Genomic DNA, 26,356 nt, shown 5'->3' on the forward strand with positions numbered 1-26,356 from the left:
GGGACATTTTTTTATGCTTTCGTTTGCTTTGTTGTATATATTCATTTCCAAATATTAAGTTGGCTGGGTAGGCTGTGTCCGGTAGGATCATTGTTGTTTTGTTGTCGTTCGAAAACTTCTTCGGATTACGGCTTACATAGGAGTCAGCTACATTTTGCAGCAGGGTGCAGTGTGTGCACTCTGCTGCTTTATTGCGTTTCAAAAAAACAATCACTCTTTATAAAAACAACAAAAAGACTTCGGGTCTTAAGAACAACTCAATTTTATTGCAATGAAAAAGTATTTTTTTATGATTTTGCTGTGCTTTTTGGGCATGGCGGCTTTACGGGCTCAGGTGGGTATAAACACAAGTACACCCAATGTGTCGGCGGCTTTGGATATCGTCAGTACAGAGAAGGGGATTCTGATTCCGAGAATGACGACTGTGCAGAAATCGGCGATTGTTGCTCCGGCGGAGGGTTTATTGGTGTATGATACGACTTTGCGTTGTATTGCACAGAATGCGGGGACTACTGCTTCTCCGGCTTGGGTGTGTTTGTCACAGAGGGATGCGCAGAATGGGTTCTTCTATATGCCGACTATTGCTGTGGATGCTTCAACTGTAGTGACAGGCAAGACTATCGACCTTTACAATGAGTATCTGACTCAGTTTACGGCTCCGACTAAGAATCCTTCGGCTCCGGTGAATATTCCTTACTTTACGAACCGGACGGATTTGTATTATTATATTACCAACTATGATATGGATGTGATGGGGAATGTTTCGATTAATGATAATGGGGTGATGACGTATGATATTAAGGTGGAGTCGGATTATGATTCGTTTTTGACGGTGGTGTTTGTACTGAAATAAACATCGTGTAGGGGCGAGGCTTTGCTTCGCCCGGATATTGACACCGGATAGAGCAAATTCCTATCCCTACAGAAATAACAACACATATTTTTAAATAAACATTTAATGAAGAAACTGATATATGTATGCCTTCTATTAATAGGCTTTTCGATAAATTCTTATGCTCAGAAGGAAACCAGCTGGTGGCACTTCGGATATTATTCTGGTTTAAACTTCAATATATTAAATGATGCTACTGCCGATGATGCTACAACTGTAACTGATATGCCTAAACCTATTATTGGACCTTTGAATACGAGAGAGGGTTGCTTTACTGTATCTACTTATGACGGACAGCTCTTATTTTCGTCGGATGGCTCTACCGTTTATGATAAAAACGGAAATATAATGATTAACGGGACAGGATTATTAGGTGATTATTCAGCTACACAATCAGGAATAGTTGTTCCTAAACCCGGAAGTACTACTGAGTATTATGTTGTGACAGTTCCGGCCATGGGTGGCACTGATGGCTTAAACTATTCAATTATAGATATATCCCTAAATGGAGGGCTTGGAGAAGTAACATCAAAAAACAATCCAATCTTAGCAGGTTCTGTAAATGAAAACATAGCAGCCGTGCCCAACACCAATGGTAAAGATTACTGGCTGATACACCGCACCTTGCAGACTTTTTATGTCTGGGCTATTACTTCTGCCGGAATATCAACTACACCCAATTTTAGTATAACAAATACTCTCATTAACATCGGTTCCGGATCATCCATAAATCCGCAAGGAGAAATGATAGTATCCTCAGATTTTACAAAAATAGCTTCTTTGAACTGGGGAGGAAAACAAGTAGCATCCGCTATTTTTAATCCTACAACAGGTCAGATTTCCGATATAAGAGTATTGAATTGTTCATTCAGCACCTATGGGGGTACCTTTTCACCTAACAATCAATACTTATATGTTGGAACCGGATTTTTTAATTATGGACAACTTTATGTCAATACCTGGGATAATATTCGAGCAGGTAATGCTATGACTTATCTAGATCAGGGATTCTCAAACGTAAAAACAGCTTTGGATAATCGATTATATGGTATACAGTTGAATAATACCCCCACAGAGACTCCGACTAAGAATCTAGCAATAGTACTGAATCCCGATACCGGGGGCACCGATATCAAACATTTCACCGACTATTTATTAAATGATGCTGCATTTGGTCTCCCCTCCTTTGCCGCCGGCTTTATCCGTATTATTCCTAAAGAACAACCTTTTGCCTGTACGGCGCATAACCGGACTTATACGGTAGAGGTAGACCTGTCGGGTGGAAATGCTCCGGCCAGACTCGAATGGTATTTCGGGGATGGAACGGCTAGGGTGAATCAATCGGTTACTACTTCGAAAAGTGAATATTCGCTAAAGCATTCGTATAATAATTCGGGATTGTATACGATTACGGTTACTCCGTATAAAGCGGATGGAACTTCTCTGACGCCTATTACTATGGAGGCGAATATTGTTGATTGTTCTTTGAAGGCGAATAGAATGACCCGCTCGGATTTGCTGAATTCCAAACAACTCTCTGAATAGTTTTATCTATAACAGAGAATAAGGAATGAATAATGAAGAATAAAAAAAATAAGAAAACAGTGTCACTTTTGTTACTTTTGTCACTTTTTTAGAGGTAATTGATTGATAATAAACAACAAAGCAAAGTAACATGGGTTACACAAGTGTCACTTTTTTGACTCCTTTTGTATACTTTTTTAATGGAAACAACATGAAATATTTGAATATAAGATTATTAGCTATTGTCACATATGTCACTTTGGGGATATATAATGTATCGGCTCAGATAGGGGTGAATACGGATAATCCGAATAGCTCTTCTGTACTTGATTTGAATGGGTACAGCAATGATAAGGGGTTGCTTATTCCTCGGATGACGACTGCTCAGAAACTGGCTATTGTTAGTCCGGCTTCGGGCTTAATGGTATATGATACGGATTATAGGTGTGTTTCTCTGTATAAGGATACGCCTGCTAATCCGGGGACTTTTTCGTGGTCTTGTCTGACTTTGTATAACCGCCACTTTTTGTATATGCCTTCGGTGAATATTCCGACTTCGGATGGTTCGGGGAGTTTATTGGTGGGGACTCAGTCTATTAATCTTTATAATGTGTATTATACGGGGTTTAATTCTCCGAGGGTGAAGAGTACGGGTGCGCCGGCTGTGATTCCGTTTTTTAATGGTTCGCAGTTGAATTATTATGTGACTTATTGTGATCCGTGTATTACGGTGACGGGCATTAGTGAAGCGGGGGTGATGAGTTATAGGGTGAATTCCTTGCCGAATTATGATGCCTTCGTGAATGTGGTGTTTACCCTGAAATAGTGAAAAGGAAAAGCTCGCAATCTTTTATCTATAAACAGGATTAATATAAAGCAGGCTTTTTTTCATACCTTTGCAAAATTGAAACAAAGCAAAGAATAATATAAAACATGGCAAAAGAGCTTAAAGAACTGACTAAGCGCAGTGAGGATTACAGTCAATGGTATCTAGATCTGGTACTTAAAGCTGATTTAGCAGAAAATTCTGCTGTAAGGGGTTGTATGGTCATCAAACCATATGGATATGCAATCTGGGAAAAAGTACAACGTCAACTAGACGATATGTTTAAAGAAACAGGACATGTTAACGCCTATTTCCCCTTATTCATCCCTAAATCATTCTTAAGTAAAGAAGCCGATCATGTCGAAGGTTTCGCTAAAGAGTGTGCTGTAGTTACTCATTACCGTCTTAAAAATGATCCTGACGGAAAAGGCGTGGTTGTCGATCCTGAAGCTAAACTCGAAGAGGAACTTATTGTCCGTCCAACATCAGAAACTATCATTTGGAATACGTACCGGGGATGGATACAATCATACCGCGATCTTCCTATACTTTGTAACCAATGGGCAAATGTAGTTCGCTGGGAAATGCGCACTCGCCTGTTCCTTCGTACAGCTGAATTCCTTTGGCAGGAAGGACATACAGCTCATGCAACCAAAGACGAAGCTGAAATCGAAGCTCGTAAAATGCTGGATGTATATGCTGAATTCGCTGAAAATCATATGGCATTGCCTGTTATCAAAGGAGTGAAATCGGCTAATGAACGTTTTGCCGGTGCTGTTGAAACATATACAATCGAAGCAATGATGCAGGACGGGAAAGCACTTCAATCCGGAACATCTCACTTTTTGGGACAAAACTTCGCTAAAGCTTTTGACGTGAAGTTTACAGATAAAGACGGAAAGCAAGATTACGTATGGGCTACTTCGTGGGGAGTTTCAACCCGTTTGATCGGTGCTCTGATAATGGCTCACTCAGACGATAATGGACTTGTCCTTCCTCCAAAATTAGCTCCTTATCAAGTTGTTATAGTACCTATATATCGTAGTGCGGAACAACTTGCCGAGATAGATACAAAAGTTGCCGGAATTGTTACTGCACTCAAGAATCTGGGTATTTCAGTCAAATACGACAATGCAGATAATAAGAAACCGGGATGGAAGTTCTCTGAATATGAGTTAAAAGGTGTACCAGTTCGCCTTGCCATGGGAGGACGCGATCTGGAAAACAACACTATAGAAGTTGCCCGCCGGGATACTCTGACTAAAGAGACTGTTTCTTGCGATAATATTGACGTCTATATTAAGAATCTATTAAATGATATTCAAGAGAATATATATAAGAAAGCTTTAGATACCAGAACTTCTCGGACTATCTCAGTAGACACATACGAAGAGTTTAAAGAGAAGATAGAAACAGGAGTATTTATCATGGCTCATTGGGATGGAACTTCGGAAACTGAAGAGAAAATCAAAGCCGAAACTAAAGCAACTATCCGTTGTATTCCATTAGATGGAGATAAAACGCCCGGTAAATGTATGGTTACAGGAAATCCTTCTGCACAACGAGTTGTATTCGCAAAGGCCTATTAACCGAATCATATGATAAAAAGAAAGAAGTCCTTCGAATATTTCGAGGGACTTCTTTTATATATAGATATAATGGAATTACATCATTCCACCCATTCCACCGCCCATTGGAGGCATTGCCGGAACCGGATTATCTTCTTTTTTATCTGCAATAATACATTCTGTAGTTAAGAACATACCTGCAATAGAAGCAGCATTCTCAAGAGCTACACGAGTAACTTTAGTAGGATCAATAACTCCCGATGCAGCAAGATCTTCATATACATCTGTACGGGCATTATAGCCATAGTTAGCTTTACCTTCGCGTACTTTCTGTACTACAACAGCACCTTCTTTACCACAGTTATTCACTATCTGACGAAGAGGTTCTTCGATAGCACGTTTCACGATTTCGATACCTGTAGTTTCGTCGTCATTTTCACCTTTCAGGTATTCCAATGCATCTAATGCACGGATATATGCTGTACCTCCACCGGCTACAGTACCTTCTTCGATAGCTGCACGAGTTGCAGAAAGAGCATCGTCTACTCGGTCTTTCTTCTCTTTCATTTCAACTTCTGAAGGAGCTCCTACATAAAGAACAGCTACACCTCCTGCCAACTTAGCAAGACGTTCTTGCAGTTTCTCGCGATCGTAGTCCGATGTCGTTTTCTCGATTTGAGTTTTGATCTGACCTACACGAGCAGCAATTGCAGCTTTATCTCCTGCACCGTTTACAATTGTAGTATTGTCTTTGTTGATAGTCACTTTATCGGCAGTTCCCAACATATCAAGTGTAGCAGCTTCAAGCTTCAAGCCTTTTTCTTCCGAAATAACTACACCACCTGTAAGAGTTGCGATATCTTCCAGCATTTCTTTACGACGGTCGCCGAATCCTGGAGCTTTAACCGCAGCGATTTTCAAACCTGCACGAAGACGGTTTACAACCAAAGTAGTCAATGCTTCAGAATCGATATCTTCAGCGATGATCAATAAAGGTTTACCTGATTTAAGAGCAGCTTCCAATATAGAAAGGATGTCTTTCAATACAGATATCTTTTTGTCATAAATCAAGATATATGGATTCTCTAAGTCAGCTTCCATTTTTTCGGTATCAGTAACGAAATAAGGAGAGATATAGCCTCTGTCGAACTGCATACCTTCTACTACATCTACGTAAGTTTCAGTACCTTTTGCTTCTTCCACAGTGATAACACCTTCTTTTTTCACTTTGCCCATAGCCTCAGCAATCAGTTTACCGATAGTTTCGTCACCGTTTGCCGATATTTTAGCTACATGTTCTATTTTTTGCAAGTCATCGCCGACAGCTACCGATTGAGCTTTCAGGTTCTCTACAACTTTAACAACAGCCTTGTCGATACCACGTTTCAAATCCATTGGATTAGCACCGGCAGTAACGTTCTTCAATCCTACGCTAATGATAGACTGAGCCAAAACAGTTGCAGTAGTAGTACCGTCACCAGCATCGTCATTGGTTTTAGATGCCACTTCTTTTACCAGTTGAGCACCCATATTTTCGAACGGGCATTCCAGTTCTATTTCTTTTGCAACAGATACACCGTCTTTAGTAATATGAGGTGCACCGAATTTCTTTTCGATAATTACATTACGTCCTTTAGGTCCTAATGTCACTTTTACAGCATTAGCCAATGCGTCAACACCTTTTTTCAGTTGATCGCGAGCATCAATATTAAATTTAATTTCTTTAGCCATAGCTCTATTTCTGTTTTTTTTATTTTTTGAAGAATGAATGATTAAATAATAGCAAGAACGTCAGACTGACGCATAATCAGATAGGTTTCGCCATCGTATTCGATTTCTGTACCGGCATATTTACCGTAAAGTACACTATCACCTGCTTTCAATACCATCTCTTCGTCTTTAGTACCGTTACCAACAGCTACAACACTACCTTTCAATGGTTTTTCTTTAGCGGTGTCTGGAATGATGATTCCACCTACAGTTTTTTCTTCGGCTACAGCAGGCTTAATAAGCACTCTGTCTGCTAATGGTTTAATACTCATGATTAAAATATTTTTATTAGTTTATGATTTCTAATTCTATTCTCGTTATAGCTAAATCTGTGCCAAAATATAATACTGACAAATCGTCAGTTGGTTTATTCCCTATACAAAGTATACAAAAAGGTGACACCCGTGTCACTTTTGTCACCCTACTGAACCATTATAAATCAGCAAATTGCCCTCAAAAAAGTGACATTCGTGACAAATATTGTATTTTTTTATTTTCTTTCTACTGTCTTTCAATCGGATTTATTTATAGATAAAATTTTACTTATTAAATGTCACCAATTGTATCAAATTACAAAGTTTATCTCGCGCTTCTTTGTTTGTTGATTCTATCAAAAAGAAGACAGTACATTCAGGCATTACATATGCGGCATATGCCGAAAAATTCGACCCTGAGCTATTTTCATAGGTTATTATAGCCCATTCCTTTCCATTTATCTTCTTTATATAAGGTATAACTTTGGTTGTATTCTTTCGCGAGTCTAATGCCCAATACCAGCTATTGAGATATTCCTCCGGATTTTTAAACTTCGAAAATTCTAATGTAGCACAGACCGGACCACTGGTTGCACCAAACCATCCTCCCATCAATGTCGGATATCCCGATAGACTACACTCTGTATCACTTATTGTTGTCAGATTAGTCTCCGGCCTGATCAGATAGTTCTTCATCATTCCCGGTACCACCATACTGATACCTGCATCTGTAAAGTTTAATTTAAACTGAATTCCATAATCCAAACTTGTATATTTCCGTAAGGAAAAATTTGCAAGCGGAAGCTGCGGTGTCTCTTTCAAACTTATCAGATTCTCAACCGATACCGGCTTATTCTTAGCAGTTCTATTCGCATACTCCGGCAGCTTTATACTCGCAACAATCTCACTTATATTTTTTATATCCCTGTAAGTAAATTCCATAAAGCTGAAATAATAAAACAGGTTATTTATTTTCAAACTGATAAGGATACTTCCACTATAATCACTCCCATTGTATACGAATGCAGCTTCTGCCCCATCCAGATTTATCGTTTGTTTTATATAATTTTTCCCTCCTGATTCGGGAGCAATCCCATCCCGGAAATCATAAGAACTGCACCGGAAATCATATATTAATCCTTCACGTACATAACGGGCAAAATAAGTATGATTAATTGTGTCGGGTTCATATATTTCAACTTGAGTATTCCCATTATCCGACAAACTTATTTTTCTGCTTTTCATCGAATAGTTTGTTTCAGCCGGTAACCAGAAGCTGGTATTATACAATTCGATATCCAGATTCGTTTCCGATAGCAACCTCCCTTCTTTAGTTTCAAACAGGTTCTCGGGATCAATATCCGGCCGATTTTTTGCCTTTGTATCATAATACCCCGAGTTTAGACGGTTATTATATTTTATAAGGGCAATACTTAAATCTTTCTTCGAAAATGACTTGAGAAAGTCTGTGAACTTCGCTTTGTTCTCTTCAAACAGGGATGATTCAACCACAAACTGATAAAAATAGCCTCCGTCTTCTATAGTAAATGCATAAAAGATTTTATCAGATGATGATGATAATTTGTATGAATATAGTTCTCCTATTTTAGCTTTTACCGGATCCATAATTCCTCTGAAATTAGGAGCCTGTTTTACCTTTGCTCTGTATTCCAGTACTTTAAAATTACCCGGCAATTTCATTATCTGTAGCTGTATATATTCTTTATCCTTTGGAGTAAGGCTAAACCTGAATATATTTTTATCCTTATTTATTTCAAAAGAATAATATGTTTGTTCTCCAATATCCAGATCCGCACTCTTTCCGGATGCTATGGGCACCCTGAATCCGGCATCCTTAGGTAAAGACAAGCACACATCGAGTTGGGGCAGGTTGAAAGTATATTTTGATGTTTGCCTGAACATTACATCATTAATTTTCTGCGCTTTGCTTGTAATGCACAAGCTCCCAACAATAAAAGCCAACAATACAAATATATTTCTGTAATTCATATTCAAAAAAGTGTTGTTCCGATGATAACTTATTTATAAGAAAAACACAAATATAAAGCTTTTCAGATAACACGGAAAAGAAAAGAGCGTACCCTGATGCGGCACGCTCTTCTTATTCTTATATTCGAATATTTTTATTCAACCCAACGGGCTTTTACTACTACAGGAAAATGATCGGATGGGAATTTAGCAACATTGTCCCCCAAACTGTATGTATCAGTCAACATTCCCCATGTTTCAGCTTTAAAATGTTTCGTAAAATAGATATGATCCAGAATATCTCCGCTACTGATAATATTGTTATCCAGTTGATCGAGTTTATCCACTTTTTTACCCCATGCGTTGTAAGATGAGTTATTTGCATATGGCGCTTTCACGTCATAGTATGTATCGCGAAGAATACCCGACTCGTGAATAATACGACACCACGATGTACGCATGTCGCCATTGAGGTCTCCGACAAATATGGCAGGTGCGTCTCCGGCTATTTCTTTCAATTTGGATAATACCAGTTTACTACTTTCGTTACGTGCAAAGTCTTTTTCATAATCATAATGGGCACTGAATACATAGAAACTTTTTCCTGATGCTTTTTCTTCCAGTTTCACCCATGTGCAAATACGATTACAACATGGTGCATCCCAGCTTTTCGATGGAACATCGGGAGTTGCCGACAACCAGAAATCTCCTTTTTCGAGCACCCTATATTTATCCTTCTTATAGAATATAGCAGAATGTTCTCCCTGGTTATGTCCATCACGGCCTTCGCCGTAATATTCATATGCTGGCAGCAGTGTTACCATATCTTCCAACTGACTGGGTAACGCTTCCTGTGTACCGAAAAAATCAAAGTCATGATAGACTATCAGTTTAGCTACATAAGCTTTGCGGTCTACCCACATATTACCGACATCCGAAGGGTTGTCGTTCCTTAAATTATACGTCGCAACATTAAACGTCTGCGCATTAACCAACAAACTACTTGCGAAAAGTAGCGCTCCAATAATAAACTGTTTCATTCTTGACAAAAGATTACGATTAGTGATTATAAAATTACTAAAAACCGACCAATCTAGAACAACTTTGTTACGATTATTTACGCCTTCCCAAGTTGTAGCTGACTCCTAACGAAAAATATCCATTCCAATCCTGAGACATTTCGGCAAAGTCATCTTTCTTATTTTTTTCACGGAATACACCTTTATACGTCTTCGAGAGACCTCCGCTAGCCCGCAACATTATCGACTTGGTCAGGTTATGCTCGTATACCAGATCCAGTTTTCCGGCAACTTTATCAAAGGTATATACGTGCTTAAATCCTTCCTGCCCCGGATATTCGAAAAACATTCCGCTATCCAGCAAAAAGCCAAAAGAGAACCGCCCGTTTTCCCCTATCATCCTGCGGGCATAAAAATATTGAGGCATAATACCGTCGATCATCCAGGGTGTACCCACAAACATATGCTGATATCGCAAAGTTGGAAATATAGGAAATACCAACGAACGCGAACTGGACACATAGGCTCCGATTGCAAAAGTTGTATGGGCACTTTCGCGGATATTGATTAAAGCCGAAACACTTCCCATCATTCGTTCATAGCCTCTGTCCGAACCATCGACTGTGACATTTCCGTTAACCAACAACCTTTTACCGAATATCCTGTCGATATAGTTGAAAGAAACCGTTCCTGCCAGATAATGGCTTTCCTCGTTTGCCTTGTGTGTAAAAAAAGGCTTATCTATCAGGTAATATTTTACATTTTCATAGTCCAGCACTTCGTATTTATATCTGAGAGAAGTAAATACGACAAACTTTTTCTTCATCAGAACCGGCACCATAACACTCGCCCTTAGCCTTTTTTGCGAATGTATGCTTCCATCTTCATACTTCTGATCATCCCGTTTCAGCTTATAATCTGCAGCGGAGAACTGTTCATATTCGACATCGAGGAATTTTAATAATGGAAATTTAGAATTAATAGGATTATCCGCCAGAGTTCGTGCCTCTCTTACTTCCTGAGAAAATACCAAAGAACTTATGGTTATTGATAAAAGAAAAAAAACAAATCTTCTTTTCGAGTTCATTATTGATTGTCAATTACTAATTGAATAAAAGCCAGACTCAGCTTAATTAAGGCAAATGTAATACTCCAACGGAGATTTGCTGTCTTTAAACAAATAAAGAAGACACTAACCCGCATCTTCTTTATTTTTTTAACTTTATTTATATCTATCTTATTCTACAGTAACCGATTTGGCGAGGTTACGGGGCATATCCACATCCCGGTTTTTATTCACTGCAATATGATAAGCTAACAGTTGCAGAGGAATACATGACAATAGAGGGTCAAGACATTCTTCGGTGGCAGGTATCTCAATATAATGGTCTGCCATTTTCTTAATATCCTCATCTCCTTCATTTATAATAGCTATTACCCTACCCTTGCGGGCTTTTATCTCCTGAATGTTACTAACTACCTTATCATAAATATTATTATTGGTACCAATAGCAACTATAGGCATCTCATTATCGATCAAAGCAATAGGACCGTGCTTCATTTCAGCCGCAGGATACCCTTCGGCATGTATATACGAAATTTCTTTCAACTTCAATGCACCTTCCAATGCTATAGGATAGCTATATCCACGTCCCAAATAGATAAAGTTCTGTGCATAAGTAAAAATCTTGGACAATTGCTTTATCTTGTCATCATGCTCCAGAATCTTTTCTATTTTAGCCGGAATATTTTGCAATTCTTTAATTAAATCCAGATAACGGCTCTCCTCAATTGTATTTTTCTCTTTTGCTATAGCCAGAGCCATCATTGTAAGCACTGTTACCTGAGCTGTAAATGCCTTAGTGGAAGCCACACCTATTTCGTGTCCGCAATGTGTATATGAACCCGAATCGGTATTACGTGGAATAGATGACCCGATAACATTACAAACCCCATAAACAAAAGCTCCGGCCTTACGAGCCAATTCTATGGCAGCCAGCGAGTCGGCTGTTTCTCCTGATTGCGATATAGCAATAACCACGTCATCTTCGTAAATTACCGGATTACGGTATCTGAACTCTGATGCATATTCAACCTCAACAGGAATACGGCAAAACTCCTCAAACAAATATTCACCTATAAGTCCTGCATGCCACGATGTACCGCAAGCTATGATAATGATACGTCGTGCATTGATGAATTTGTCTTTGTAATCAATTATTCCCGAAAGGGTTATATTCGTGCCTTCAACATTAACACGGCCGCTCATACAATTCTTCAGGGTTTGAGGCTGCTCATATATCTCTTTCAACATATAATGAGGGAAACCACCTCTTTCGAGTTCGCTCAGGTTCAACTCTAATTCTTTGATTTCATGAGTTGTTTCTACATTCGATATTGTGAATACCTTAGGCTCATCGTTCCTCTTGATCAGGGCTATTTCTTCATCATTCAAATAAATAACCTTATTTGTATATTCAATAATAGGAGATGCATCCGACCCTAAGAAGAATTCGCCCTCACCGATACCGATTACCAACGGGCTACTTTTTCTGGCAGCAATTATCTGGTCAGGATTTCCCTTTTCTACTATCGCAATTGCATATGCCCCAACTACCTGATTCAAGGCTATCTGAACAGCTGAGAATAAATCGCAGTTATTCAGGTTTTGTACATATTCTATAAATTGTACCAAAACTTCGGTATCAGTGCTACTCTGAAATTTATAACCTTTTTTTAGTAATTCGGCTTTCAGGACAGCATAATTTTCTATTATACCATTATGTATCAATGCTATACTTTCCGTTTGCGAATAGTGAGGGTGTGCATTAGCATTACTAGGCTCACCATGTGTAGCCCAACGGGTATGTGCAATACCGATAGTTCCGCTAATATCCTTGTCTTTCACATATTCTTCCAAATCGTTTACCCTGCCTTTAGCTTTGTAAACCGATAATTCCTTATCTGTATTCAATAATGCAACTCCGGCACTATCATATCCCCGGTACTCAAGACGATGTAAACCTTTAATTAAAATAGGGTATGCATCCCTAAATCCTATATATCCGACAATTCCACACATTTTATATTCTTTTTTTAGATAAACGATATATATATAACTAAATTTTACTCTTTTTATTGTTAAACGATGTATTTTCCGACATCACTTATTGGATCCAGAAGAGTAAAATCGAGTCCATATTCCTGCATGCGTACAATCAACTGTTTATATTCTTCTCGCGAATCGACCTCTATGCCAACCAGCGCAGGGCCGCTCTCACGATCATTCTTTTTCATATATTCGAACCGGACAATGTCGTCATGTTTACCTAAAACCTGATTAACAAAATCACGTAATGTATTTGTCCTCTGAGGAAAGTCAACAATAAAATAATATTTCAGGCCTTCAAAAATAAGAGACCGTTCTTTGATCTCCTGCATCCTGTTTATATCATTATTACTTCCGCTAACGATACAAATAACATTTTTACCTTTGATCTGTTCTGGATAGTGATTCAATGCAGCAATAGACAATGCACCAGCGGGTTCTACAACTATTGCATCCCGGTTATACAAATCGAGTATAGTCGTACAAACTTCTCCCTCGGGTACTAAACAAACCTCATCTACAACCTTATGACAAATAGGATACGTCAGTTCTCCTACTTTTTTAACAGCCGCACCGTCTACAAACTTATCGATCTGGGATAACACTACCGGATGCCCGGCTTCAATAGCAGCTGTCATACTGGGAGCTCCAACAGGTTCCACTCCTATAATTTTCGTATTAGGCGAGTGATCTTTTATATATGCTCCTACTCCGGCACACAAGCCACCACCACCTATCGGAATAAAAATATAATCTACCGGTTGATCTCCCATCCCGGAGAGTATTTCGGCAGCGATAGTACCTTGCCCTTCAATAATCTTTGTATGATCAAACGGAGGAATAAAGATCATATTGTGTTTTTGCGTATATTCCTTTGCTGCTTCCGCACAGTCATCGAAAGTATCTCCTGTCAGAACAATCTCGATATTACCGTTACCAAACATACGTGTCTGATTAATTTTCTGCTTGGGTGTGATCTTAGGCATAAATATTACACCTTTTGTTTTCAGCATATTACAACTATATGCAACACCTTGCGCATGATTTCCGGCGCTTGCACAAACAACTCCTCTCCGCAACTGGTCGTCATCCAGACTGGACATCATATTATATGCTCCACGAAGTTTGTATGACCGTACAACCTGTAAGTCCTCTCTTTTCAGATACACATTAGACTCTGTCTGGCGGGATAATGACTGGTTTATCTCCAGAGGTGTCTGTTTCACAACCTCTTTTAATCTCAATGCAGCTTCTTCTATATGAAGCCCGAATTCTTCTGTAATTTTTGATAACATCTAATTTGCCTGTTAGGAAACAAAAGACTATTCTTTCCGGCTTACCCAGTTCTAAACCAACATATAATATACCACATGAATTAATCATCGAAGGCTATTGCCGGTAAGTAAATGCAAAGATATGAAAAATGATATTTTTTTGTTTATCTTCGGTATAAATACGATGTATTTTTCTTTCGGAAGAATAAGATTTTTTACTTTTACACTCAATATTTGAGGGATACTGCTCTTTTATTCCGAAAGAGACACTTTCCGGATAAAAAGCATAAAAATAAAACGAACAATCACTTATACAATAACTCCATGTGCCGAAATCTTTTAACAATCATAGCTGTCTTATTAATTACTATAATACCCGCTCAAGGGCAAACCGGCCAAACGGCTTCTGAAACAATCCGTTTCACGACGGCTGTTACCGATCTCCGAAATCATTATCACGAAATACTTAGCTATTACCAGAACAGGCCCGTATATATGGCAGACTTCAATATCCAGATTTTAAATCAAAATCCGGAGAATGCCATCTACTTTATCGAACCTAAAAGCCCGGCCGAAGATAACCAGATACCTTCTCAAAACTATCTTTCAGTAAAGTATAACACCAAAGATTTCTTTGATAAGGAAGAACTTACAACCCTTATCAGTAAAGCCGAATCAAATACTGAAAGGGTAAAAAAACACTGTTTGGTATTAAGTAATTATTTCTCTAATAAAAAATTTGTGCAAGATGCATCATTTTCCAAATATCCGGCTTTAAGAGATAGCCTGCAGGCATCATTAAGTATAGCTTTGGATTCGTGGAAGAAGGTTACCGACTTAAATTCGAATATCCAGGATGCCGCAGAGATACAACTTCTGCAAAGCAAGAAAGTCGCACCATTTGTAGTTCCGATGAAAGAAGATGCCGACAAACTGAAAAGGATAATTGATCAGGTATATTCTCAGCAGTTGAGTGCCATTATTCTGAAGCTCGATGTTGACGACCTTCAGGCGATGGTTGATATACACAAGGATTATTCAAGAAAAGACAAGTCGAAATTGAAGGACGAATCATACCTCAATGTCTATAGCCGCTTCTATTCAGCCACAGATGAATGTATAGGTATAGTAAGGCAAATATTGGATTGTATAGAACAGAAAAAATTCGATAGTACTTTAGATAACCTTTTTGACAAGTTAAATGAAAAATACAGCAAAGTGCAGGACGATTACAAGCTCTTTGCATCTCAGGACTGAATATTTTTTTAATACAAACGACGATATAACATGAACCACAATCTTGAAATACAAAAACTATTATTAAAAAAAGATACCGTACAACACCCCGAAGACCGGATCAATCTATTGAAACAAGCCATACAAATAGCAGATGCCAATAACGATCTTGACTGGGGATTTGATTTGAGGCTCGATCTGATCTTCGAAGAAAGAGACACATCCCACTGTGTCGACAGCTTTTCGGCATTTGCATGGCTACTGAACACCCGTGATACAAACCCCGAAATGTTTGACGAAAGCGATTTTCTCTGGGAATATAAATGGATGGCAGGGGCTGCCCGCCGTAATGTAAACATCTCGAAAGAACAGGTCGAATCTATCATGGATGATCTTAAAATAAGGATGGAACGCAACGGATACACTCTTCGTGGATACTATAGTGTAATGATATATTGGTATCTATTTACGGGAGAAATAGAGGAAGCTAAAAAATTCTTGAAATTACGTAACGACATAGCCAGAGACCGAATGTCACATTGTCCTGCCTGCGAATTAGACACTCAGGTAGAAATAGAGCTTATCGAAGGAAACTTCGACAAAGCACTGACGACAGCAAATGACCTGATAACAAAAAAACTGACTTGTGGGGTAATGCCTTTAGTTACATTTTGTAATCTGACATACTATTTAGGTAAAGCCGGAGATGCACGTGCTGCTGAATTTTTACCGAAAGCCGAAGAAGAAATAGCTGCTTTGAAAGAAAACGATACATCTTTAATATCACAGGTATCTGACCTATTGTATTACCTTACATTAACGGACAAAACCAAGGCTTGGGAATATTTCGAAAGATATGCAGACTGGGAAGTAGATGCCGAAGATGCCGTCAGTTTCGACTTCTCTAAAAACGCACTACCTTTGTTGAAAGACGGAGGACAGAAAGAATTGAAACTGAATATAAAAGTTCCCTACTTTTCTTCCGACAATATATATGATACCAATCAGCTATATCAATATTACTATAATAAAGCTACAGATTTAGCCCGGAGGTTTGATGCCAGAAACGGAACAAATAAGTTCACGGCTGAGCTGGAAGAAGTATTAAAGCAATAAGTAAACTAAAAAATGAATCACAATCTAGAAATTCAAAAAATATTATTACAGATTCAGAATCTGAAAAATGCCGAAGACCAGATGGTTTTGCTTAAACAGGCGATACAAATGGCCGATGCTAATAATGATGAAGATTGGGGATTCGACTTACGGATGGACTTAGTCCGTACCGAACAGTTTACAGCTCATTTACAAGAGAGTTTTCCAGCCTTTGCATGGATACTAAATGCATACGATTCCAATCCTGATATGTGTTCTGAAGAAGAAATGCTTCAGGAATATAAATGGCTAGCCGCTGTATCTTACAATAACCTGCGGATATCGAGGGAGCAGATAGAGGCAATCTTCGAAGACTTTAAGAGCCGTTGTTCCAAAGCCGGGTTCAGCCTGCGCGAGTATTACAATATCCTCTCCAACTGGTCTCTTTTTTTAGGAGACAGAAGTGCCGCCCGCAAATACCTCGATTTACGGGACAAGGAAGAAACCGATACCTTAGGGTCTTGGAGTAATGATATGATCACGACCATCTATGTAGAAATGTTCGAAGGAGACTTCGATAAAGCAATTACACATATCAGCGAATTTGTAGCCAATCAGTCCAGCCACAAGATGAACCCTATCCCTGTATACAGCGGACTGATCTATTATTTTGGCGGAAAGATGAATGACGAAAGGGTTACTAAATATTTTAACGAAGCCGACGAAGAATTTTCAAAACTATCGGTGATGCCTTTTCAATTATATGAAGTAACTTTGATGATGTATTACATGTCGAAGCGTAACAAAGAACGGGCATGGGTATATTTCGAAAAGTTTGTCAATCTGGAAATGGAAGCCGAAGCGGCCGTCCGTTTCGATTTTGCGGCCTCTGTACTCCATCTCTTGAAAGACGATAGTACCCGCATAATAGAAACCATAAGTAATAAACAACCTTACTACAGATCTGACAATACTTACCGGCTGATGGATATATATAATTACTATCTGGATCTGGCGACAGATCTGGCTACCCGGTTCGATAGCAGGAACGGCAATACTCATTTTGCGGAACAATTAGACGAAGTAATCTCTTTTTTTGATAAATAAAAAAATATGAGTCAACCCTTAGCAGAACGCATGCGTCCTAAATCTCTGGACGAATACATCGGTCAAAAACATTTGGTCGGTGAAGGTGCTGTTTTGCGTAAAATGATAGACTCGGGACGTGTACCATCATTCTTACTCTGGGGGCCTCCCGGAGTAGGTAAAACTACCCTCGCCCAGATTATAGCCAATACGTTGGATACACCTTTTTTCACCCTGAGTGCTATTAATTCGGGAGTAAAAGATGTGCGGGAAGTTATAGATGCAGCTAAAAAGAATACTTTCTTCGATGCCCGTAACCCGATCTTGTTTATTGATGAAATCCATCGTTTCAGCAAGTCACAACAAGACTCGTTACTCGGCGCTGTCGAAACAGGAGTTATCACCCTGATAGGAGCTACTACCGAGAACCCCTCGTTCGAAGTAATACGCCCGCTTCTCTCCCGTTGTCAGGTATATGTTCTCAAATCGTTAGATAAAGCAGACCTGCTGGAACTGTTAAACAGGGCTATCAGTGAAGATATTATACTTAAAACAAAAAACATAGACCTTCAGGAAACAGATGCCTTATTGAAATATTCGGGAGGTGATGCCCGTAAATTATTGAATATTCTGGATTTGGTAGTATCGGCCGAGTCGGAAGACTCATTTGTTATCAATGACAAAATTGTTACCGACCGCCTTCAAGAAAATCCGGCTGCTTATGATAAGGGCGGCGAAATGCACTATGATATTATATCTGCTTTTATCAAGTCGATACGCGGTAGCGACCCCGATGCTGCTATCTACTGGCTCGCACGCATGGTTGCCGGTGGCGAAGACCCTAAATTCATAGCACGCCGCTTAGTTATTTCGGCTGCCGAAGATATAGGCCTAGCAAACCCTAACGCCTTGCTTTTAGCGAATGCTTGTTTCGATGCCTTACAAAAAATAGGTTGGCCCGAAGGACGCATTCTTCTTGCCGAGACTACTGTATATCTGGCAACCTCACCCAAAAGCAATTCGGCTTACCTGTCTATAGACAAGGCTCTAGCTTTAGTCGAAGAAACAGGTAACCTACCTGTCCCTTTACACCTGCGTAATGCACCTACTAAACTGATGAAGGAATTGGATTATGGGAAAGAATACAAATACGCCCACGATTACAAAGACAATTTTGTTCAGCAGGAATATTTACCAAAAGAAATACTAAACAGCCGTTTTTGGGAACCTCAGGAAAACCCTGCCGAAAGCCGTACTGTAGAGCATCTTCGAAAATTATGGAAAAACAGGTATTGATAGATATCATATATAAACAAAGAACAACAAATGAATAAATACGACAACGCTATCAAAATAATGGAAGAACGCTGTGGAAATGACAAAGAAGTAATCATTGCCCTTGCGACAATATCATTGTCTCCGAATGCCAACGGTAATCCCCGGCCTGCTGTCCGCATGGTCTGTGCTTATTATGAAGATGGTGTGTTTTATGTTTCAACTGATGCGAGGAAAAACAAATCTTTGCAGATTGAGAAAAACAACGAAGTTTCCGTCAGTGGATTAGATTGGTTCGCTTTCTATGGTACTGCCGAAAATCTTGGCTGGGTCAAGGATGAGAAAAATGCAAAGATCAGAGCGAAATTTAAAAAAGTTTTTGATTGGTTCGATGAAGTGGGTGACGAAGATAATCCGAACTCAATCGTTCTACGTATCACCCTCACAGAAGGTACGATTACCGATAATGAGAAAAAATACGGTGAAGAGCAGTATCATATTGATTTTATCAATAAAACGGTGAAATGCTGATTGCAGACTGCTTTCAGCATTCCCGCCATTATTTAATATCTTCTTGTGAGTTTCTAATTTCCCACCAGATGCTCTTATCATCCTGAGCGTAGGTGGTCATGCCTGATTTTTTCAGCACTTTTTGAGATGCAAGATTATCTGAATAAGTTTCTGCGATAACAGACTTTATCCCCTCTTGCCTAAATGCCCATTTACATAAACCTATTACAGCCTCTGTCATATAGCCTTTGTTTTGGAAATCTTCGAATATACCGTATCCTATTTCAACTTGACCTTTTTCATTCGGCTTATTTTTAAAATTGACACTTCCTATTATTTTATTCTCCTGTTTTAATACAATTTGCCAGCTAGAACTCCAAAGGTTAGATACATCCATATCCTGCAAAGCTCTGTTATAAAGCATTTCCATTGCCGTTTGTGTTTCTTCATCCAATTCTTTTCCGGAGAGAGTTAATCCTAAATCGGTCTCCACAGCGACTAAACTTATTAATAGTTTTTGAAGTCTATCTCGGGTCAATTTTATTATCTCTAATCTATCTGTAATTACAGTTTCCATAATTCCTTATAATCAGTTATTTTTAAGCAAATATTGGGCTAAAGCTTCGGCGCAACGTTCGCCATCCATCGCTGCCGAAACAATACCTCCGGCATATCCGGCTCCTTCTCCGCAAGGGTAAAGCCCTTTAATCTCAACATGCTGCATTGTTTCCTTGTCGCGTAATATCCTAACCGGCGACGAAGTACGGCTTTCTACAGCCAGAAGCATGGCTTCGTTGGTCAGAAAGCCCGGGTATTTCTTACCTATTTGCTGCAATCCGTTCAGTAACCTTTTCGAGATAAAGGGCGGCAGCCATTCGTGCAAGTTAGATGATACTACACCCGGTGCATAAGACGTTACAGGCAGCGAGCTGCTTTTCTTCTTATTCACAAAATCGTACAACCGCTGTGCAGGAGCCGTTTGACGCTGACCTCCGGCTATCCAAGCTTTTTCTTCTATATCTTCCTGAAACTTGAGGAGCGCCAGTTCGTTGTACTTGGCATATTCGGGAAAGTCTTCAGGATGAATCTCGACCACAATACCCGAGTTCGACCATTTCGAACCCCGGTTGGCAGGCGACATTCCATTCACCACCAACTGACGTTGTCCGCTGGCCGCAGCTACCACTATTCCACCGGGACACATGCAGAACGAATATACTCCGCGGTCTTCGGCCTGCACTACAAAGTTATATTCGGCAGCCGGAAGATATTCGCCACGGCCTTCCGGCGAGTGGTACTGAATCTGGTCTATCAGATGTACAGGATGTTCTACACGCACCCCCACTGCTAAACCTTTGGCCTCAAGTTTTATCTTCTTGTCGTGCAACATGTAATATACATCGCGTGCAGAATGACCAGTAGCCAGAATCACATAGCCCTCGAATGTTTTTCCTGTATTAGTACGGATACCTTTGACCTTTCCTTGTTCGATAATCAGTTCGTCCATTCTAGTATCGAAATGGACTTCGCCGCCCGATGCGATAATCTGCTCGCGCATCCGCTGAATAATGGCAGGCAAACGATCTGTCCCGATATGAGGATGGGCATCTACCAGAATATCCGTAACGGCTCCATGCTGACAAAAGACATTTAATATCTTATCCACATCTCCCCGTTTCTTGCTTCGTGTATAGAGTTTCCCATCCGAATAGGCTCCTGCCCCACCTTCGCCAAAGCAGTAATTCGATTCGTTATTTACAATATGCTCGCGGTTGATGGTAGCCATATCTTTCTTCCGGTCACGTACATTTCTTCCACGTTCAACAAGAATCGGACGGATTCCCAATTCGATCAGTTTTAGTGCAGCAAATAATCCTCCCGGTCCGGCACCCACAACTATTGCCTGAGGAGCTTTGCTTACATCCGGATAGTGAGTTGGTGTATATGCAATCTCCGGTTGGGATTCGCCTATATATAGCCGTACGCGGAGATTGATAAATATCAACTTCTGCCGGGCATCTATCGAACGCTTTACAATTCCTATTTCTGTTATATCGTTTACTTTTACACCGGCTTTCGATGCGGCTAAAGATTTTACTATACTTATATCTGACGCCTCTCGGGGGCTTATTCTTAAATCAATATCTTTCTGCATTTCTACTATTTTCTACCCTTATAATTATCCTATAAAACAAAGATAAGGTAAATAAGATCACTTATATTTTAATTAAAAAGAAACAAAGGACAAAAGTACAAGCTTCTATCAAATATTTCCTATTTTTGTATAAACCATTATTTTTTTACACCATGATAATAGATAACCTTTCGAAACTAGCGGAGTATGCAACGCTTAACCCTCATTTTGGTAAAGCAATCGAGTTTATTAAATCTCTTGATCTGAAAAATCCTGAATTAGGAAAATTTGAAATTGATGGAAAAAATGTATTTGCCAGTATCAGCGAAAGCAAACTGAAAACTCCAGATGTAGCTAAGCTTGAAGTACACAACAATTATATAGATATACAAATACCTGTTTCCAAAGCCGAAGGATTCGGATGGATCGGAAGAAGCGAACTGAAGAAAGAAACTGCTCCTTTTGATGAAACAAAAGACATTCAGTTCTTCGAAGACAAACCCATATTGAATTTTGATCTTCAACCCGGAAACTTCGCTATATTCTTTCCTCAGGATGGACACGCCCCATGTATCGGAGAAGGAACCGTAATCAAAATAGTAATCAAAATAAAAGTAGCATAAATAAAGAAGAATGAATCTATATCCACTAAAATTCGACCCTATCCTGAAATCTATTATCTGGGGAGGAGCCGATATCTGTAAATTCAAAGGTATTGAACCCCAGTTAGACGGTATAGGAGAAAGTTGGGAAGTATCAAGCGTAGAAGGAAATATATCTGTAGTAGATTCCGGAGCACTAAAAGGTAAAAATTTACAAGAACTGATTGCAGAATACAAAGACCGGATTGTGGGAAAACATAATTTCGAAAAATTCGGGACAACTTTTCCTTTACTAATCAAATTTATTGATGCCAGAGATAATTTATCTATACAAGTTCATCCAGATGATGTGTTAGGCATGCAAAGACATAACTCTTTCGGTAAAACTGAAATGTGGTATGTTATAAATGCTGCTCCGGGCGCATTTTTGTATTCCGGATTCGCGAAGCAGTTAACTCCGGATGAGTATGTAAAGAGTATCGAAGAGAATACCTTTGTCGATTATCTGGCAAAACATGATGTCAAGAAAGGTGATTCGTTCTTCCTTCCTGCCGGACGTGTACATGCCATCGGCGCAGGTACTTTTATAGCCGAAATCCAACAGACATCTAATATAACTTACCGTATCTACGACTATAATCGTAAAGATGCAAATGGCAATGGTCGCGAACTACATACCGAACTGGCTAAGGATGCTATCGATTATAAATTGTATGATAGCTACAAACTCAACTACAGCCATAAAGAAAATGAGTCTGTACAGTTAGAGTCGTGCCAGTATTTTACCACCAACCTTCTTGAATTAGATAAGCCGCAATCTTTTGACCATAGTGCCAAAGATTCATTTATCATTTACATTTGTATGGATGGTGCTTGCGAAATTGAAGATTCGAGCAAAACCAAAATCGATGTAAAACAAGGAACGACTGTATTGATTCCTGCTGCCAATACTGGAAACATTACAATTACTCCCAAAGGATCGGTGCAATTATTGGAAACTTTTGCATAAAAAGCAATATCAATAAACTTTAAACAATATAGAGGTAAAGCAATCTTTACCTCTATATTGTTTTTCATATAAATATTTTAGCTCTTGCAACCAAATGCAGCCATTGTTACGTCTAACAGTAAAATCAACATTATTAATTATTAAAAACGAAGACTTATGAACGATCAATCAATCTTTATTGTCGTAATCATTATGGTTGTCCCATTTCTCTTTACACTACTGATAGTATATATAAAAAGCATGGAAAAACGCAAAAACAATGAGCTAATGGCTGACTTATATCAAAAATCAATCGAAAATGGGAAAGAGTTACCTACCGATCTATTTGAAGCTAAGAATAAAAATAAGTCGTTAAGGACAGGGATTATTCTCGTTTTTATAGGTATAGGAATATCTATATTTTTAGGTGCAATAGCTAATGATGGGTTTACACTAAAAAATATGTCCGGAGGAATAATTCCGTTTTTTCTGGGAATCGGTTTTTTAGTTGTACATTTCATCTGGAAGAAAAAAGGCTATACGGATGAAGAATGATACATTACTTGTATCCCGTATAATTTTATTAGGTGACAGGAAAGCTTTCAACCAACTTGTAGAGTTTTACCAGTCACCTATAAGAAGATTCTTCCTGAATCTCACAAATGGCGATGAAGAGTTGAGTAAAGACCTTGCCCAAGAGACTTTTATAAAAGCATGGCTCAATATCTCATCTTTTCGCGCTGCATCTCAATTCTCTACCTGGCTTTACAGGATTGCGTATAATTCTTTTTACGACCATGCCAGAAGTAAAAAGAACGCATCAAATTTCGAGAGTATCGAGAATATCAATAAAGAGATATATACAGAATCTACAAATAGGGATATCAATATGGATTTTACACGGGCATTGGCAATTCTTAAAGAAGATGAGCGGGTCATAATGTTATTATATTATATGGAGGATTTGACCATAGATAAGATTTCCAAGATAATGGCTTATCCTTCCGGAACAATCAAATCCCACCTATACAGGGGAAAGAAAAAAATAGCGGATTATTTAAAAGATTCCGGTTACGATAGATAAAAAATTCATATCAAATTAAATATAAGAAGTATGTCAGACGATAAAGAATTATACGACTTCTTCAAATCAGCTAAGAATGATATACCCGATAACGGGTTTTCGCATAGGGTGATGTATAAATTACCCGGACGGATCAATATATTATCTTATCTGATTATTGTTATTTGTGCTGTTTTGGGTTTGTTTCTTACTCTAAGTATAGTAAGTATAGATATGTTTATTGAGCAGATTAGCAGCTTAGTTTCATCTCTGAGCCTGCTGCAGATACCATCATCATCATCAGTAACAGCATATATCGTCGGATTAATCACATTAGGTGCAGTCAGTTTTGCAATATATGAGGCCGATGATGAATTATTGTAGCTCCTCATAAACCAGATTTAAATTCGAATAAATTTTGATTTAAACTGAAAAAACAAAAGCCATTATTTAGTGGCTTTATTTTTATACCTTTGGGTTGGTAATTTTTCTTATTTATATTGGCTATAAATAAGAAAAAAAAGATTTACAACATTAATCTGTTAGAGGAAAATGCGAGGTATCTTAATTTTAAATACAGGAAGTCCCAAAACAAAAAACAGGGAAGATGTAAAATTCTTTATCGGAGCTATGCTATCCGATCCTCTTGTGATGTCTACTGTACCCAACTGGTTCAGGGATATACTTGCCAAACGAATTATTGCACCTCTACGGGCTTCCAACTCGGCTTCGCATTACGAACTTATATGGGATAATGAACATAATGAATCACCCTTGATTTACAATTCTCTGGAATTGGCAAAGAAAATCCAGGCAGCAACAGGTATGCCAACCGAGATAGCAATGAGATACGGTAATCCGTCTGTCCCTGATGCATTTGCCAGATTACAAAAGAAATGCGCTACACTGCATGAGGTAATAGTGGTACCGATGTTTCCTCAATACGCACAATCATCGTATCAGACTGCAGTAGATGAAGTCGGACGCTGTTTTCTGATCAAACCACATTCATTCAGAATCAAATTCGTCGAACCATACTATAATAAACCCGGATACATCTCATCTTTAGCACAAAGCATAAAGCCATTTATCGAAAAGGGATATGATAAGTTGGTTTTCAGTTTCCATAGTTTGCCTATAGCCCATGTAGAGATCGGATGGAATAAAGGTAAAGAATTCGACTATGTGTATCAGGTAAAAGAAACAGTGAGGCTCGTCACCAAAGAATTAGGTATCGATCCGAAGAAAAACCGTATTGTTTACTCATCAGCAATAGGCAGTAAATGGTTAAAACCTGATTTAGAAGAAACGATGAAGCAATTGGCTCAATCGGGAACCGAAAGGGTAATTGCTCTTACTGCAGGTTTCCCTGCCGATAATCTTGAATCGTTATACGATATCGATATAGTTGCACGTGAGGCCTTTGAAAGCAACGGTGGCAAAGAATTTCATTTCGTTCCAGGACTTAATGCCGAAGATTTCTGGGTTCAGGAACTTATTAAGATTATAGCAGGTAAGGTATAATAATAAAAAACGGTACTTTTTTCGTATTCCAGAATCTCTTTAGATTTGGTCACTAAGTTTGCAGTATAATTAATTTTTAAACACTCAAAAAACTTAGTCTTATGAAAAAATTTAGTTTAATCGCAATTTGCTTATTAGTAGCTTTCACTTCATCAGCTTTTAATTTATCGAACGACCGTTATGTACCGGCATCGGAACTTCCGAAGAATGGAAAAACTCTTATCTCTACCTATTTTAAAGACCAGAACATATTAACTGTCGAAAAAGATTGGAGTGAATATGAGGTTATACTAAATAATGGTGTTAAAATTGAATTCGACAGCAAGGGGCAATGGAAAGATATAGACAGCAACCACACAACACTGCCTCGTGACATCTTAAACCTTTTACCTAAAAAAGCAATCGGATATATCAATCAAAACTATGCTGACTGGCAGATTTCCGAGATAAAGAAAGAGAGATACGGATATCAGATAGAGTTAGTTAATGCAGGAGGTGATATTGACCTGAAATTCAATTCAAAAGGAGAAATTGTAAAAGTTGATTATTAAAAATAAATAACGGGAAAGAACGGAGGCTCTTGATTTCATAAACAAGGGTCTCTGTTTTATCCTGTAA

25 protein-coding genes are annotated in these 26,356 nt (G+C 38.8%); 16 read left to right on the forward strand and 9 right to left on the reverse strand.

Annotated features, from left to right (window positions below; translation table 11 throughout):
• Nucleotides 1-271 precede the first annotated feature (271 nt).
• The 4 genes from BUC12_RS07800 (at nucleotide 272) to proS (ending at nucleotide 4,831) form a co-directional block, all read left to right on the forward strand.
• Nucleotides 272-853 (forward strand): hypothetical protein, encoded by a 582-nt coding sequence (locus tag BUC12_RS07800; protein ID WP_062181927.1) that lies wholly within the window; start codon nucleotides 272-274, stop codon nucleotides 851-853.
• Nucleotides 854-958: 105 nt separating this feature from the next.
• On the forward strand, nucleotides 959-2,437 hold the full coding sequence (locus BUC12_RS07805) for a PKD domain-containing protein (RefSeq protein ID WP_062181931.1): 1,479 nt from the start codon (nucleotides 959-961) through the stop codon (nucleotides 2,435-2,437).
• Nucleotides 2,438-2,627: 190 nt separating this feature from the next.
• Nucleotides 2,628-3,242, forward strand: coding sequence for a hypothetical protein (locus tag BUC12_RS07810; RefSeq protein ID WP_139262032.1), 615 nt, complete (start codon nucleotides 2,628-2,630; stop codon nucleotides 3,240-3,242).
• A gap of 107 nt (nucleotides 3,243-3,349) precedes the next feature.
• Nucleotides 3,350-4,831, forward strand: a complete 1,482-nt coding sequence (gene proS, locus BUC12_RS07815) for a proline--tRNA ligase (RefSeq protein ID WP_062181937.1) — start codon at nucleotides 3,350-3,352, stop codon at nucleotides 4,829-4,831.
• A gap of 75 nt (nucleotides 4,832-4,906) precedes the next feature.
• On the opposite strand, the gene groL is transcribed toward proS, so the two are convergent.
• From groL to ilvA, 7 genes are all read right to left on the reverse strand, one after another.
• A complete protein-coding gene (groL, locus tag BUC12_RS07820) occupies nucleotides 4,907-6,541 on the reverse strand; it encodes a chaperonin GroEL (protein ID WP_062181940.1) in 1,635 nt (544 codons plus the stop codon).
• Nucleotides 6,542-6,582: 41 nt separating this feature from the next.
• Nucleotides 6,583-6,852 (reverse strand): co-chaperone GroES, encoded by a 270-nt coding sequence (locus BUC12_RS07825; RefSeq protein ID WP_062181944.1) that lies wholly within the window; start codon nucleotides 6,850-6,852, stop codon nucleotides 6,583-6,585.
• A gap of 267 nt (nucleotides 6,853-7,119) precedes the next feature.
• Nucleotides 7,120-8,844 (reverse strand): hypothetical protein, encoded by a 1,725-nt coding sequence (locus BUC12_RS07830; protein WP_062181947.1) that lies wholly within the window; start codon nucleotides 8,842-8,844, stop codon nucleotides 7,120-7,122.
• A gap of 134 nt (nucleotides 8,845-8,978) precedes the next feature.
• On the reverse strand, nucleotides 8,979-9,863 hold the full coding sequence (locus BUC12_RS07835) for an endonuclease/exonuclease/phosphatase family protein (RefSeq protein WP_062181950.1): 885 nt from the start codon (nucleotides 9,861-9,863) through the stop codon (nucleotides 8,979-8,981).
• A gap of 73 nt (nucleotides 9,864-9,936) precedes the next feature.
• Nucleotides 9,937-10,929, reverse strand: a complete 993-nt coding sequence (locus tag BUC12_RS07840; protein WP_062181953.1) for a hypothetical protein — start codon at nucleotides 10,927-10,929, stop codon at nucleotides 9,937-9,939.
• Between the two features lie 150 nt (nucleotides 10,930-11,079).
• Nucleotides 11,080-12,924, reverse strand: a complete 1,845-nt coding sequence (gene glmS, locus BUC12_RS07845) for a glutamine--fructose-6-phosphate transaminase (isomerizing) (RefSeq protein ID WP_062181956.1) — start codon at nucleotides 12,922-12,924, stop codon at nucleotides 11,080-11,082.
• Nucleotides 12,925-12,983: 59 nt separating this feature from the next.
• Nucleotides 12,984-14,246: a threonine ammonia-lyase IlvA gene (gene ilvA / locus BUC12_RS07850; protein WP_062181959.1), complete on the reverse strand. Its 1,263-nt coding sequence runs from the start codon at nucleotides 14,244-14,246 to the stop codon at nucleotides 12,984-12,986.
• A gap of 303 nt (nucleotides 14,247-14,549) precedes the next feature.
• On the opposite strand from ilvA, the gene BUC12_RS07860 reads away from it, so the two are divergent.
• The 5 genes from BUC12_RS07860 to BUC12_RS07880 are packed head-to-tail and all read left to right on the forward strand — an operon-like array spanning nucleotide 14,550 to nucleotide 19,448.
• Complete coding sequence (locus tag BUC12_RS07860; RefSeq protein ID WP_062181966.1) at nucleotides 14,550-15,482, forward strand: hypothetical protein; 933 nt, start codon at nucleotides 14,550-14,552, stop codon at nucleotides 15,480-15,482.
• A gap of 30 nt (nucleotides 15,483-15,512) precedes the next feature.
• Nucleotides 15,513-16,577, forward strand: a complete 1,065-nt coding sequence (locus BUC12_RS07865; RefSeq protein ID WP_062181969.1) for a hypothetical protein — start codon at nucleotides 15,513-15,515, stop codon at nucleotides 16,575-16,577.
• A gap of 12 nt (nucleotides 16,578-16,589) precedes the next feature.
• Entirely contained in the window at nucleotides 16,590-17,663 is a 1,074-nt protein-coding gene (locus BUC12_RS07870; protein WP_062181972.1) for a hypothetical protein, read from the forward strand.
• A gap of 6 nt (nucleotides 17,664-17,669) precedes the next feature.
• Entirely contained in the window at nucleotides 17,670-18,938 is a 1,269-nt protein-coding gene (locus BUC12_RS07875; RefSeq protein WP_062181975.1) for a replication-associated recombination protein A, read from the forward strand.
• 30 nt (nucleotides 18,939-18,968) lie between these two features.
• A complete protein-coding gene (locus tag BUC12_RS07880; RefSeq protein ID WP_062181978.1) occupies nucleotides 18,969-19,448 on the forward strand; it encodes a pyridoxamine 5'-phosphate oxidase family protein in 480 nt (159 codons plus the stop codon).
• A 28-nt stretch (nucleotides 19,449-19,476) separates the two neighbouring features.
• Here the strand turns inward: BUC12_RS07880 and BUC12_RS07885 are convergent, their stop codons facing one another.
• Nucleotides 19,477-20,004: a GNAT family N-acetyltransferase gene (locus tag BUC12_RS07885; protein WP_062181983.1), complete on the reverse strand. Its 528-nt coding sequence runs from the start codon at nucleotides 20,002-20,004 to the stop codon at nucleotides 19,477-19,479.
• A 12-nt stretch (nucleotides 20,005-20,016) separates the two neighbouring features.
• On the reverse strand, nucleotides 20,017-21,582 hold the full coding sequence (locus tag BUC12_RS07890; protein WP_062181985.1) for an NAD(P)/FAD-dependent oxidoreductase: 1,566 nt from the start codon (nucleotides 21,580-21,582) through the stop codon (nucleotides 20,017-20,019).
• 152 nt (nucleotides 21,583-21,734) lie between these two features.
• Here BUC12_RS07890 and BUC12_RS07895 point away from each other — a divergent pair, with 152 nt between their 5' ends.
• The 7 genes from BUC12_RS07895 to BUC12_RS07925 all read left to right on the forward strand — a co-directional run bounded on the left by BUC12_RS07895 (nucleotide 21,735) and on the right by BUC12_RS07925 (nucleotide 26,289).
• Nucleotides 21,735-22,184, forward strand: coding sequence for a NanQ anomerase/TabA/YiaL family protein (locus BUC12_RS07895; RefSeq protein WP_062181988.1), 450 nt, complete (start codon nucleotides 21,735-21,737; stop codon nucleotides 22,182-22,184).
• A 10-nt stretch (nucleotides 22,185-22,194) separates the two neighbouring features.
• The gene (locus BUC12_RS07900; RefSeq protein ID WP_062181991.1) at nucleotides 22,195-23,172 is read left to right on the forward strand and encodes a type I phosphomannose isomerase catalytic subunit; all 978 of its coding nucleotides are present in this window, start codon (nucleotides 22,195-22,197) and stop codon (nucleotides 23,170-23,172) included.
• A gap of 156 nt (nucleotides 23,173-23,328) precedes the next feature.
• Nucleotides 23,329-23,706, forward strand: coding sequence for a DUF6249 domain-containing protein (locus BUC12_RS07905; protein ID WP_062181993.1), 378 nt, complete (start codon nucleotides 23,329-23,331; stop codon nucleotides 23,704-23,706).
• Nucleotides 23,690-24,235 (forward strand): RNA polymerase sigma factor, encoded by a 546-nt coding sequence (locus BUC12_RS07910; protein ID WP_087880264.1) that lies wholly within the window; start codon nucleotides 23,690-23,692, stop codon nucleotides 24,233-24,235. Before BUC12_RS07905 ends, BUC12_RS07910 begins: the two co-directional genes overlap by 17 nt.
• Before the next feature lie 30 nt (nucleotides 24,236-24,265).
• On the forward strand, nucleotides 24,266-24,598 hold the full coding sequence (locus BUC12_RS07915) for a DUF5056 domain-containing protein (protein ID WP_062181998.1): 333 nt from the start codon (nucleotides 24,266-24,268) through the stop codon (nucleotides 24,596-24,598).
• A 168-nt stretch (nucleotides 24,599-24,766) separates the two neighbouring features.
• Nucleotides 24,767-25,738, forward strand: a complete 972-nt coding sequence (gene hemH / locus BUC12_RS07920; protein ID WP_062182001.1) for a ferrochelatase — start codon at nucleotides 24,767-24,769, stop codon at nucleotides 25,736-25,738.
• 101 nt (nucleotides 25,739-25,839) lie between these two features.
• The gene (locus BUC12_RS07925) at nucleotides 25,840-26,289 is read left to right on the forward strand and encodes a PepSY-like domain-containing protein (RefSeq protein WP_062182003.1); all 450 of its coding nucleotides are present in this window, start codon (nucleotides 25,840-25,842) and stop codon (nucleotides 26,287-26,289) included.
• Nucleotides 26,290-26,356: the final 67 nt, after the last annotated feature.

Source organism: Indolivaga macrotermitis (assembly GCF_900128985.1).
In the GTDB taxonomy this organism is placed as follows: domain Bacteria; phylum Bacteroidota; class Bacteroidia; order Bacteroidales; family Dysgonomonadaceae; genus Dysgonomonas_A; species Dysgonomonas_A macrotermitis.